Source organism: Bacillus sp. 05T21 (assembly GCF_056396785.1).
The window spans coordinates 94036-106277 of record NZ_JBFTMD010000014.1 but is presented as its reverse complement, the minus strand read 5'-3'; the positions used below and the strand labels follow the sequence as shown (position 1 = coordinate 106277).

Annotated in this window: 11 protein-coding genes; 4 read left to right on the top strand and 7 right to left on the bottom strand. The window is 37.4% G+C overall.

The genetic code is table 11. The annotated features are described in order from the left end of the window. Positions 1-84: 84 nt before the first annotated feature. From AC1DKZ_RS21580 to cydA, 3 genes are all read right to left on the bottom strand, one after another. Positions 85-1443, bottom strand: a complete 1359-nt coding sequence (locus AC1DKZ_RS21580; protein WP_476997011.1) for an arsenic transporter — start codon at positions 1441-1443, stop codon at positions 85-87. 219 nt (positions 1444-1662) lie between these two features. Then, entirely contained in the window at positions 1663-2688 is a 1026-nt protein-coding gene (locus tag AC1DKZ_RS21575; protein WP_002089640.1) for a cytochrome d ubiquinol oxidase subunit II, read from the bottom strand. Next, positions 2681-4036 carry a cytochrome ubiquinol oxidase subunit I gene (gene cydA, locus AC1DKZ_RS21570; RefSeq protein WP_002034780.1) on the bottom strand — a complete coding sequence of 452 codons (1356 nt, stop codon included), beginning with the start codon at positions 4034-4036 and terminating at the stop codon, positions 2681-2683. The genes AC1DKZ_RS21575 and cydA overlap by 8 nt, the downstream gene beginning before the upstream one ends. Positions 4037-4289: 253 nt before the next feature. Between cydA and AC1DKZ_RS21565 the strand changes: the two genes are divergently transcribed. Both AC1DKZ_RS21565 and AC1DKZ_RS21560 read left to right on the top strand, forming a co-directional pair. Next, positions 4290-4439 carry a hypothetical protein gene (locus AC1DKZ_RS21565; protein WP_002016173.1) on the top strand — a complete coding sequence of 50 codons (150 nt, stop codon included), beginning with the start codon at positions 4290-4292 and terminating at the stop codon, positions 4437-4439. 89 nt (positions 4440-4528) lie between these two features. Further along, the gene (locus AC1DKZ_RS21560; RefSeq protein WP_476997010.1) at positions 4529-5614 is read left to right on the top strand and encodes a transcriptional regulator; all 1086 of its coding nucleotides are present in this window, start codon (positions 4529-4531) and stop codon (positions 5612-5614) included. A gap of 67 nt (positions 5615-5681) precedes the next feature. Here the strand turns inward: AC1DKZ_RS21560 and AC1DKZ_RS21555 are convergent, their stop codons facing one another. Then, complete coding sequence (locus AC1DKZ_RS21555) at positions 5682-6566, bottom strand: LysR family transcriptional regulator (RefSeq protein ID WP_476997009.1); 885 nt, start codon at positions 6564-6566, stop codon at positions 5682-5684. A 135-nt stretch (positions 6567-6701) separates the two neighbouring features. Between AC1DKZ_RS21555 and AC1DKZ_RS21550 the strand changes: the two genes are divergently transcribed. Next, complete coding sequence (locus AC1DKZ_RS21550) at positions 6702-8702, top strand: YhgE/Pip family protein (protein WP_476997008.1); 2001 nt, start codon at positions 6702-6704, stop codon at positions 8700-8702. Between the two features lie 39 nt (positions 8703-8741). Here AC1DKZ_RS21550 and AC1DKZ_RS21545 read toward each other — a convergent pair whose 3' ends face one another. The 3 genes from AC1DKZ_RS21545 to AC1DKZ_RS21535 all read right to left on the bottom strand — a co-directional run bounded on the left by AC1DKZ_RS21545 (position 8742) and on the right by AC1DKZ_RS21535 (position 11707). After that, entirely contained in the window at positions 8742-9122 is a 381-nt protein-coding gene (locus AC1DKZ_RS21545) for a VOC family protein (protein ID WP_476997007.1), read from the bottom strand. Positions 9123-9164: 42 nt separating this feature from the next. Beyond that, the gene (locus tag AC1DKZ_RS21540) at positions 9165-10322 is read right to left on the bottom strand and encodes an acyltransferase (protein WP_061688714.1); all 1158 of its coding nucleotides are present in this window, start codon (positions 10320-10322) and stop codon (positions 9165-9167) included. Positions 10323-10489: 167 nt separating this feature from the next. Next, positions 10490-11707 carry a dicarboxylate/amino acid:cation symporter gene (locus tag AC1DKZ_RS21535; protein ID WP_002089631.1) on the bottom strand — a complete coding sequence of 406 codons (1218 nt, stop codon included), beginning with the start codon at positions 11705-11707 and terminating at the stop codon, positions 10490-10492. 225 nt (positions 11708-11932) lie between these two features. Here AC1DKZ_RS21535 and AC1DKZ_RS21530 point away from each other — a divergent pair, with 225 nt between their 5' ends. Then, positions 11933-12235 (top strand): PTS sugar transporter subunit IIB, encoded by a 303-nt coding sequence (locus tag AC1DKZ_RS21530; RefSeq protein WP_002198836.1) that lies wholly within the window; start codon positions 11933-11935, stop codon positions 12233-12235. Positions 12236-12242 lie beyond the last annotated feature (7 nt).

Here is a 12242-nt window from a genome sequence, read left to right as displayed (position 1 = left end):
TTACTTGATTGATCACACTGTACCTAACTTAAATATAGAAGAAGCCCCCTTTGCTAAGACGGTAGCAAAGGGGGCTTCTGTCGTCTATAAGGCGAAGAATAATTGTACCCAGTAGTATAAGAGGAATAATGTGACGACTGTTGTGAGTGGGATTACGATGAGAGATACACTTAAATAATCTTTCCATTTCACTTTAATTTTGTTTTGTCTTAAGATATACATCCAAATGAGGGAAGCTAGTGTACCGATTGGTAATAATAGTGAACCGATGTCACTACCGATGATATTTGCGAGGTAGATCGTTTTTAATGTGACTGGATCTAGTCCCATTTCTGTTAATGTGATTGTACCAATCATAAGTGCAGGGTGGTTATTGAAGACGTTAGAGAGGAGGGAAACGAGTCCGCCCATTGCAAAGCTGGCATAGAGTAGATGCTGACTTACAACTGGTTCGAGCCAATGGACAAGCGCCGCTGTTAATCCTGCGTTGTGAAGCCCGTAAATAATTACGTACATAGAGAAGGCGAAAATTAAAATGTGCCACGGTGTCTTTTTCAAAATATCGACTGGGTTTGTTCGTAAGTAGTACCATCTCCAGATGAGAAGAACGAGTGAACCGAGTACGGCAACAATTTCGATTGGAATCGATAAGAAGGATGCAACGAATAGAAGACAGCGCATAAGGAAGACGAAGCCTAATACTTTTAACATGAATTTCGTACGTTTTTGTTTCGTATTAACAGAATTTTGTCCTTTTAACGGATGGAAGTTTTTCGTGAAGAAAATTTCTTCAATATCATATGAAGAAACAGGTAATCTTTCTGGAAGTTTTTTCTTTAAAACTGTATACATGAGCCATGACATAAACAGTAGTCCTAGTGTTGCAGGTACAAACATCATAGCAGTATGCATATAAAGAGTCATGTGGACGATATTTAAGGCAATTAAGTTTACAATATTACTTACACCAATTGGTGCACTAGATGCAGTGGCGATTAAAGCACCGCTTAATAAATAAGGGATTTGTTGATGAGGTTTTAATTGAAGGTTTTTCAGAAGTAAAATTAAAATCGGTGTTGTAATTAAAATACTACCGTCATTATTAAATAAAAGAGTCATAAGAAAACATAGTAATTGAATGTACCAGTATAGGCGTCGTCCGGAACCTTTCGCTAAATTTGCGAGTTTCGCTGCGGACCAGTGGAAGAAGCCGAAGCTTTCTAATATAACCGCCATAACGATGGTCGCTAATATCGTTATAGAGGCACCGCCGATTTTACTTATAATGTCCATGACGTCTGGTTTTGATACAAGTCCAGTAATGAGGATAATGCCAGCGCCAATTGCTGCTGGCCACGCCTCATTTAAACCACGAGGTCGCCAARAGAYAACWATCATCGTTAAGAAGAATACAATAATAGTAATCCATATTTCAATGCTCATATTTAACCTACCTTTCTATTTTCTCTTGAACAAATGTAGCTTGTCTCAAGTTTATATAGCATTATATTCAAAAGAAAATAAGAAGAACTAGGCATCTACCTTAATCTAGTGAATATGTGTATTTTGAGCAATAAGGCAAGTATAAGTAGTAGTGTAATAACTATTAGGAGAGGAGTCTAATAAATTAGGGGCATTCTATGTGTGAATGCCCCTAATTTACTATTTTTCCTTTAAAAATGTTCGATCTTTTAAGAATAAATTCCAGAAGAAAATAAATCCTGGTAGTAAAATTGCAATCCCGATTGCGTAAAGAATAAGAAGTGCATAGAATGTTTCGACCGTCGTAAAGCTTGTAAATACAGTTACGTCCGGGTAAATGATATAAGGTAAATGGGCGACGCCGTAAGCGTAGCTTGCAAATGCATATTGAGCGACGACAGCTAAAACTGCAATGCGAGGAAAGCCTAGTGTGCCATATTTCTTATTTGTCCACCAAAGGGAAGAGTATCCGATAACAAATAAAATGATAGAGACTGTAAACCATGGGAATTGCTTTATTAGTCCTTGCATAAGCCAGTGTGTTTCAGGGTCCATTACAACGAGAGCGATAATAGCAGTCACGAGCGTTGCAGGACCAAGTATGATGGCATTTCTTCTATAAATTCGGTACGTATCTTCAGAACCTTGTTCCCTAGCAAAATCAGCAAGAAAGAGAGATGATAGAAATAGTTCTGAAGTTAGTCCGAAGAGCATATAACAATAAATAACGGGACTAGAAAGAAGTTTTCCGTAAAGGAGCACTTCCTTTCCTTCAGACATCGTAATATAGGCACCTTCTGTAACTGGCAGAACGGTAATTAATAGAGCTGGGATTAAGAGCCCAGTAATACCTGAAATAATCCGAAGAAGGTGTTGGTATTTTGGCAGGGAGTAAGCAAATACCATAAATGTACTACGAATCGCAACGAGTACTAAAATTAACATAACTGGTACAAACATAACGGTTGCAAGGGTAAAGGCCGCTTTTGGGAAGAAACCGAGAAAAGCAACGACGACAAAGACAAGAAACGTATTTGTTACTTCCCAAGTTGGTGATAAGTACCGATTAGCAAGCTTGGCAGCAAGTGTCGGGTGTTTAGCGTATACCATGCCCCAAAAACCAGCTCCAAAATCAATAGACCCTAGTATGCTATATACGAAAATAAGAGCCCATAAGATGATGATTGCAATGCTTTCCTCATGCACGAGAATCGCCTCCTTCGTGATGTAAATCATTCTTTAACGGATGTTTCTTAAAGAATGTCCGTAGTACAAAGACTGTTAAAATACCGAGTCCAATATATAAAATGATGAATAAAACAAATAAAGGACCGACGAAATCAGCGCGCGTAGAAGCATCTACCGTGCGTTGCATGCCATAAATTGTCCATGGCTGACGACCACTACAACTAAAGATCCATCCGAATTCAATACCGAGCAACATAACGGGTCCACAGGCGGCAGCTCCCCAAAGAAGCCACTTCGGTAACTCTACTCCTTTTTTTCGGTAAACAAAGTACCAATATAAGAGGGCAATAGCTGCAACTGCAAAGGTAAAGGCAGCGGTGCCAACCATTAAATTGAACAGTGTATGTGTGTAAAATGGTGGCCATGTTTCTTGCGGGAATTCCTTTAGACCTTTTACAACGGTGTTAGGGTCTAGTCCCACTAATAAGCTAAGCATGTTCGGAATTTCAAGGGCATAGTTTAGTTCGAGTGTGTTAGGGTCCACAACCCCGCCAATCGATAAAGGCGCGTGTGATGTCGTTTCAAACAAAGCTTCAGCAGATGCTAGTTTTTCAGGTGAATGTTTATGTAAGGCAATAGCAGATTCGTGTCCTGAAAGCCACATCGTAGCACCTGTGATAAATGTAACGACAAGCCCTAACAGTAATCCTTTTTTATGGTAAGCAATTTCACGAGCGCTTAAATTTTTCTTTAATAATTTAAATCCAGCGATAGAAGCGATAACAGCTGCTCCAGTTGTATAGGCCGTAATAACGACGTGGAATGCACTTGTGCCAAAGCTAGGATTAAAGAAAGCTTTCCACGGATCAACGTTAAAAACTGAGCCATCTGGATTCATTGAAAAGCCCGCAGGTGTATTCATCCATGTGTTTGCCGATGTAATAAGCACGGCGGATGCAGTGGCGCCAATCATAACGAAAAATAGCGAGATTAATCTCATAACTGGAGGGAGTTTATCAGCCGCATATACGTAAATAGACATGAATAAAGCCTCTAAAAAGAAGGCGAAAATCTCAATTTGAAACGGAACGGAAATAACTTGCCCAACAATTTTGGCGAAACCAGGCCAAAGAAGTGAAATTTGTACACCAACAATTGTTCCAGTTGGAATTGCTACACCGAGAAGGATAGCAAAAGCCTTCGTCCATCTTTTTGCCATAATGGCATAGTCGGAATCTTTCTTCCAGTGATAGAGTATTTCACTTATAAAAATCATTAAAGAAAGCCCGACTCCAAGCGTTGCAAAGATAATGTGGAATGCTAATGAAGAACCAAAAAATGCCCTTGCTAATGTTACGGTATCCATATGTATACTCCTCTTCTTTTTGCCATTATTTTCTGATTTAATTGGAAAATTTATTCAAAAAACTACCAAAAATATATATGTATTTAAAAAATGAGTACGATAATTTAATGTTTAAATATTCTAAAGAAAAAGAAATTGATATTTGGTAATATTTTATTTGTTTTTTAGGGCTGAATCTTTTATAATCCTTTTATGCGAACGTAAGTTCTGTTTCCGGGATGAAGAAGTTTATGTGAAATGGAGAGGGTGTTTTATGTATCCTGAAGTCATTAAAAAGATGGCATTTTCAAGAGAGCATAGAGATTTATTATTAAAGTTGTATAATAAAGAAATTACGCGTCGTGAATATGATCGACTTGTGGAATCGCTATATAGACCTTCTAAAGAGGCTTGCGAAGGATAAGGTGGGAGAGACAATCTAAAGGATTGTCTTTTTTATATTTGCGTATGTTCTGGTAAAATTAAGGTTAGCCTTAAAAGGAGGTGAAAAGCTTGCGAAAACGTTTATATATAGGGATTGGGGTTATTCTCTTAATCGCTTTAGGTGGAGTTGTATTTTGGTCAGCTTTACAAGGAAATCGTACCGAGCATTTTATTTTACGACATATGGTGAATGAAAATGGAACACTTGCAACGTATCGCTTAGAGGATACAAAGGCAGGTAAGGGTGAAGCGAAGGGCCGTGAAGCTTTATCAGAATCTGCAGGGTTATGGCTACAATATACACTTGATAAAGATGATCAAGCTTTATTTGATGAACAAGTGAAGGTTATTCAAAATAACTTTGTACACAAGGATCGCATCGTTATATGGAAAATCTCTGAAAAGGGAGAAATGCAGTCAGCTACTAATGCACTTATCGATGATCTTCGTATTATAGAACAATTATATCGTGCTTATGAAATGTACAAGGAAGATCGCTATAAAAACCTTGCAGATCAATTGAGTGATTCTGTACTTCGTTATAATAAAAAAGGTAATTATTACGTTGATTATTACGATGCAGATACAGGGAAACAAAATAACTTTGCAACAACATCTTACATAAATCCGCATGCATTCTCTTATATGAAAAAGTATGGAAAAATTTCTGCACAGCAGTATCAGGAAGTTGTTCAGTTTTTAGCGGATTATCCAAGGCAGGGCTGGGCATTCCCGAAAGAGTATAAAGATGATGGGACATTTACGTACGATAAAGAAGTGAATCTTATTGATCAATCATACGTTGCTTATCATCGTAGTTTAGGCGGTCTTTCATCAGATGCTTATTTGGAATTTATAAAGAAGAAATTTCGCGAAGACGAAAAGTTATATGGTCGTTATAACTTAGAAACGGGAAAACAAGCTGTGAACTATGAATCACCAGCATCTTACGGATTAACAATTTTGTACGTACTACAAACAGGTGATATAAAGTTTGCGAAGGAATTGTATGAGCGGATGAATACATTCCGAAATGATAATGTATTTAGTAGATATTATGGTGGATATGTAACAGGTGAGAATAATAATACACATATTTTCGATAACGTATTGCCGCTTTTAGCGGAAATAGAATTGGATAAGAGTAAAAAATAGAAGGTGCCACCCTATGGGGATGGTACCTTCTATTTGTGTCGTTATTTGTTTGTAAAGCGATATAATTTTACGCCCTAATATTGGAGAAGTAATCAATCACGAATTCAAGAAATTGCTGGGCGGTGTTTGATAAATAGCGCTTCTTCGACCAACTTAAGCCGATAGTTCGTTCGCAATTAGGTTCAATAATACGTAACTTATTTGATGCTAAAGTAGAGTTTTTTAATAAAGTTAAACTTGGGACAAAGGCGATGCCAAGACCTTGCTTAATGAGATCGCTAATCACGGTTGGTTCATCTACTTCAAAAGCGATATGTGGAGTGAAACCAGCTTTTTTACAAAATTCATCTGTTAAGTGCCGAAATCCGTAACCGGTGTTCATACTAATAAACGATTCGTCTTTTACTTCATGCAAATAGATACTTTCGCGGTTTGATAACCGATGTCCTGAAGGAACAGCTAAGAAAATTTCTTCTGTGATAAGTGGTTCCCAAACCATTTCTTCGCCTTCAATTGGTACAGAGGAGATACAAAAATCAATTTCCATATTATCTAGTTGCCGTTTCATAGAAGGAGTAGATGCGAGAAATTGTTGGAATCGAACGTTAGGGTGTTCTAGTAAAAAGGAACCGAGTAACTCGGGTAATATTCTTGGAATAGAAACTGCAAGTGTAATAGAGCCTTGTTGTAATTCAGCTAAATCTTTAATTTCGCGTTCCCCTTCACTTAATTCATGAAAAATGCGTTCTACTCGTTTTAAAAATACTTTGCCGAAAGAGTTTAATGTAATCTGTCGACCTTGGCGATCAAATAAGGGGACGCCTAAGTCCTTTTCTAGTCTAGCGATTGTTTTACTGAGTGAAGGCTGCGCGATATGCAATTCTTCAGCTGCTTTTGTCATATGTTCTAGTCGTGCGACTGTCTGAAAGTATTTTAATTGAAGAAGTTCCACTTCGAATCTCCTTTCTATAGACCAAAAGGAATGAATTGATAATTAAAGATGTATTATACAGTATGGAAAGTGACGTGTATAGTAAATCTGTTAAACCATTCGAAGGGTGTTAAATTAGGAGAAGGAGTATGTTTCATGAAGGGAATTCAACTTATATTTAAAGATTGGAAGGCGATGTGGAACCATAAACATGGACGTATCGCTTTAATTTTTTTATTAATCGTTCCTTTAATTTATTCAGGATTCTTCTTAGCTGGATATTGGGATCCGTACGGAAAATTAGATAAATTACCTGTTGCAGTTGTGAATTTAGATAAAGGTGCTGCGATGGATGAAAAAACAATTCATGCAGGAGACGATTTTGTTAAAAATTTAAAAGAGAATAAGGAACTGGCTTTTCATTTCGTATCAGAAAAAAATGCTGATGAAGGGCTAAAAGAAGATAAGTATTATATGGTTGTTACGATCCCAGAGGATTTCTCTAAAAAGGTAAGTACACTTATGGATGAGAAACCAGAGCAGGCACAATTGCAGTACAAAGTAAATCCAGGGAAAAACTTTGTAGCAGCTCAAATTGGAACGACAGCTGTTGAAAATATGAAAACAAAAATCTCAAATAGTATTACGAAATCTTATACAGAAGGTGTCTTTTCAAAGTTTCAAGATTTGGCACAAGGATTGAGTGATGCAAGTAATGGTGCTGAGAAGTTACATGAAGGAACGATAGATGCAAGAAATGGTGCAAATGAGCTTGCAGATGGTATTCATCGTTTAAGTGACGGGACATCAAAAGTGAAAGAGGGAAGTGAAAAACTTGTTTCTAGCCAATCTGCCTTAAGTGGCGGTGCAAATGAGCTGAGTCAAGGAGCGACATCACTTCATAATGGTATGGAGCTGCTAGCACAGGGTGAGAAGTCTTTACAATCAGGAGTTAGTGAATTAAGTGCTGGTACAAATGAATGGGTGAACGGAAGTGAGAAACTTGCTGAAGGGCAAGTGAAAGCGGACAATGCAGCAAATAGTGTAAAACAACAATTAGAAGAGTACGTGAAAAGTCATCCAGAAGTGCAGCAAGATCCTGCTTTTCAAAAGATCATTGCTACTTCTAACGGATTAGCTAAAGCAACAAACACTTTAAATAATAGCCAGAAACAATTGACACAAGGTGCGCAGAAGCTTGCTGATGGTCAGCATAAGATTGAGGAAGGCATGAATACATTCGGGGTTAAGTTAAACGAAGCTACTGCTGGAACGAAAAAGATAGCAGATGGTACTTCGAATTTAGCCAATGGATTTACGAAGTGGGGAAATGGATTTACATCATTACAAGAAGGTGTAAATCACCTTGCGAGTGGCGGAACAGAGCTGAATCATGGTGCTGATAAGTTAACGAACGGACTTGTTAAACTTGACGATGGTGCGAAAGAACTTTCTACGAAATTGGGAGAGGGCGCAGAGAAGATAGCGGATGTTCGCAATGATGATGCACGCAATACGATGTTCTCAGAGCCGGTTCAATTAGTGAAGTCGACAGTTTCTGAGGTGCCGAACTACGGTTCAGGTATTGCACCATACTTTTTATCACTGGCATTTTATGTTGGCGGAATTATGGCATCGAATATTTTACCTCTAGGCCGCAGACAAAATATGAAGGTAAGCGGAACAGTACATTTTATTAATAAACTAGGATTGGTATATTTAATTGGACTTATTCAAGCGCTACTTGTAGATGTGGTTGTGCTAGGATTTATGAAATTAGAAGTTGCAAGTGTGCCACTCTTTGTTTTATCAAGTATTATTATTTCCTTTACGTTCATGACATTTATTCTTATGTTAGTAACGGTATTTGGTCTTGTTGGGAAGTTCGCAGCGGTAACACTTCTCGTCCTGCAATTAGCGACGAGCGGGGGTACTTTCCCAGGAGAATTAAATATAGCTGTCCTTAGCAAAATTGGACAATTTCTCCCAATGTCTCATTCTCTTAGAGGGTTACAAGATGTGATTTCTTTAGGCGATTGGTCGCAATTACAAATGCAAATTTTAATATTGTTATGCTATCTCGTTGTTGCTGGCGGAATTGCTTGGATCACGAGCCATATACAGCATAGGGAAACGAATGCAGAACAAGTTTCTTAAAATGAAAAAAGCTATCCGATTTTTCCGGATAGCTTTTTCTTATTTCTTTTCCATTACCGCAAAGTAATTATTTTCATTATCAGCAAAGTTGAATGCTCTACCTGTAGGTAAATCTACAACTTGTCCAACTGTGACGTTTTTCTCAGAAAGATCTTTATACAGTTGATCTACGTTATTAGAGAAGAACATAAGTGAAGGGGTATTTAAGTTTAATTCAGGTTGCAACTTCGCGATTAACGCTTTATCGTGAAGGACGATGCTTGTTCCGGCTTCTTTTGCCGGCGCAATTTCAATCCAGCGAAATCCTTGTCCGTTATTTTCTTCCGCAACGATTTGGAATCCTACTGTTTCTGTCCAAAATTGTACTGCTTCATCTTGATTATTTACATATAACATAATTTGCCCAATTTGATTAATCATAGGTGTGTCCTACTTTCTTTTCTTATATGAAATACTATTATATCAAATATATGGTTTAAATACTTTTTCATGATTTTTCCGAATGGCAATCTTCGCCCATTTCATATTTGTCGTAGGGGAAGGCCCTGTAATCCACGTATGAAATGGTAGTATGCTGCCAATGACCATTGCTGAAATAGAGATTGTGGTCGTTAATATAAATAGTAATAGGCTATATAATATTGTGTTTTCTTGCAGTGCGAATAAGGAAAGAAATTTTGTACATAGTTGCAAGAAGAAAAAATGAGCTAAATAAGCGCCATACGTGTAATTCCCGATAAAACGTAAAGCTTTATATAAGAAACCACGTCGCTGTACAATTGTAATAGATAACACGTACAGTATCATAATTTCACAAACAATATATAAAAACATGGACGGTTTTAAATAAGTAGAAACCGTTAAATGAATAGAATTGGCGCCGTAAAAACTAAATAACTCATAATTGATGAATAAAAATAAGATGAAAAATAGTATTGTGATAAGCGGAATATGTTTCATGACAAATATACGCCAAGTTTTTAATGATACAGCAGCTATTCCTCCCATGACGAAATAGAATGAGTAGAAGAAGAAGGAACGATCTGTATAATGTAAAATGGTTGAACTAGTCAGTTTCTCTCCATTAAAAATGTAGTGAGAAGAGTACCACATTAAGAAGAAATATAGACAAGCGAAAATGGTCATATATTTATATATGTCTTTTTTATTTTCTGTTCGTTTTTGAAACCAATAAAATAGTGTGCATAGTAAAGGGAACAATAAGTGAATTTGGAACATCATAATAACGTACCAAAGATGAGGTGCAGCTGTTCCGAGTAATAAACTTTTTATTCCGCCTTGTAGTGTAATGACATCGTTTGTTGTTAATAGGTAAAGAATAGACCAGAAGAAATAAGGAATGAGTAAATGTGCGGCTTTTTCATAAATATATTCTCTGTAAACGAGTTGCTTCGTATATAGCCGAATTAAATGGAAGCCGACGATAAATATGAATGCAGGCGCTGAAAATTTTGCAAGATTAAATAGCATGCCCATAATGAGGGATTGCTCGAGTAAGACATTTCCTTGATTCATTGTATATAATAAGGAACTTTGCAAAACGACAGCAAGAAATGCAATGCTTTGCAAAACTTTGAATTCTGGTGCACTTTGAGTCATTACGTCCATCTCCTTTTCCATACATGATTATAGTACGGAGAATGGATAATGGATGTGGAATATTTGTGAAGATTATAACAAATTTGTGGCGGGATGGGATTATATCGACATTTCGACAAATAACAACAAAAAAGAGGATGCTCCACCGAGCATCCTCTTTCTATATATTAAGCAAATTTATTTTTGATCCAGTTTTTACCTTCTACAAGGCGAGCTGTCATTACGGCACAAGCGTTATCTCCTGTTACGTTTAACACTGTTGCAGGAGGATCGATGATTGTACTAATTGCTGCGATAATTGGCAATGCTTCTGGTGGGAATCCGTATAGAGAAACGATTAACATTTCACCAATCATACCCCCGCCCGGAATAGCACCCATTACTGTTCCTACTAATAGAGAAACGACAAGTGCGATTGCTAATGTTTTCGGTCCTTCGAATTCCATGTTGAAAATACCGAATAAGAAAGCAATTTTTAATACGCCGCCTAAAACAGATCCGTCTTTATGAAGTGTAGACCCAAGAAGGACAACTGTTTCACGAACGTCAGAAGAAATACCCATTTTTTTCGTTGCTTCTAAGTTCGATGGAATACTTGCGGCACTACTACAAGTTGCAAGTGATGTAACTGTAGGAGAGACCATGTTCTTCCAAAATATTTGTACACCTTGTTTGCGACCTGCAAGGTACGCATAGAATGTAAAGAATACAAAGAAGTAAATAAGAGAAGCTGGATAGTATACCATTGCAGCTCGGAAGTAAGTTCCAAGAAGTTGTGGTCCAAATTCACCAACTAATGCTGCGAAGTAGGCAGCTAGTCCGATTGGAGCGTAGTACATAATGAAAGATACAACTTTCATTGAAATTTCTGCACCAGCTTGTAGGAATGTAGCGAATGGTTTCCCTTTTTCACCAACTGCTGAAGTTGCAACCCCCATTAAGATAGAGAAGAAAATAAGAGCTAACATGTTCTCGCGAGATAGTAACTTTGAAAAGTCTGATACTGTTATGATACCAACAATTTGATCAGCAACGCTAACTGCTTTTTCAGCTTTATCAGGCTGCGTTAGTTCTAATACAACACCTTGTGCTGGCGGGAATACTTTCACGATAATAATCATAAAAATAGCAGCTAAAATACTTGTAAATAAGAAAGTTCCAGCCATACTAGACATAATTTTACCGAAACGTTTTAATCCATCCATATTAGCAATAGATGACGCGATGCTAAAGAACACTAACGGTACAACAATCGTAAACATTAAGTTTAAGAAAATGTCACCAAGCGGCTTTAAAGCAACTGCATCGGCACCCATGAAATAACCAATGAAACCACCAATTAGGATAGAAGATAATAAAATAAGCGGAAAGCGATATGCCTTCATAAATATACCCTCCTATCGATTATAAAAAATCATACTGAATCATTATAGCGAGTTAGAGACTTCTTTACTAGGAAAATACGGATAGATGGAATAGCGTGAAAACCGAGAAATTTTTGTTTTTAAGCTCGGCATACAGTTAGAAATCTAGACATATATATTTGTAACCTAGTGGTGGCAAGGGCTGCACCATAACTTAGGTTTAGAAAAAGAGGGAGGGGAAACAGGATGAATATTTTGCTTTGCTGTGCAGCGGGAATGTCTTCCAGTTTGATAGTTACAAAAATGGAGAAAGCGGCACAGGCAAGGGGGATAGAGGTAAAGATTTGGGCTGTATCAGGTTCAGAAGTGCGAAATCATATCGATGATGCAGATGTACTTTTACTTGGACCGCAAGTACGTTATTTATTACCGAAAATGAAAGAGTTATGTAAGGAGAAAGGAATACCCGTTGACGTAATTCAATCTGTCCATTACGGGCTTTGTAATGGAGAGGCTATCTTGCAAGCAGCTTTGTCAATGAAACCATGAGGAGAGT

Excerpts from the sequence above, each read along its gene's own strand:
- cydA (WP_002034780.1), bottom strand. The coding sequence starts at position 4,036 with ATGGATACCGTAACATTAGCAAGGGCATTTTTTGGTTCTTCATTAGCA.
- AC1DKZ_RS21565 (WP_002016173.1), top strand. The coding sequence starts at position 4,290 with ATGTATCCTGAAGTCATTAAAAAGATGGCATTTTCAAGAGAGCATAGA.
- AC1DKZ_RS21550 (WP_476997008.1), top strand. The coding sequence starts at position 6,702 with ATGAAGGGAATTCAACTTATATTTAAAGATTGGAAGGCGATGTGGAAC.
- AC1DKZ_RS21545 (WP_476997007.1), bottom strand. The coding sequence starts at position 9,122 with ATGATTAATCAAATTGGGCAAATTATGTTATATGTAAATAATCAAGAT.
- AC1DKZ_RS21540 (WP_061688714.1), bottom strand. The coding sequence starts at position 10,322 with ATGACTCAAAGTGCACCAGAATTCAAAGTTTTGCAAAGCATTGCATTT.
- AC1DKZ_RS21535 (WP_002089631.1), bottom strand. The coding sequence starts at position 11,707 with ATGAAGGCATATCGCTTTCCGCTTATTTTATTATCTTCTATCCTAATT.
- AC1DKZ_RS21530 (WP_002198836.1), top strand. The coding sequence starts at position 11,933 with ATGAATATTTTGCTTTGCTGTGCAGCGGGAATGTCTTCCAGTTTGATA.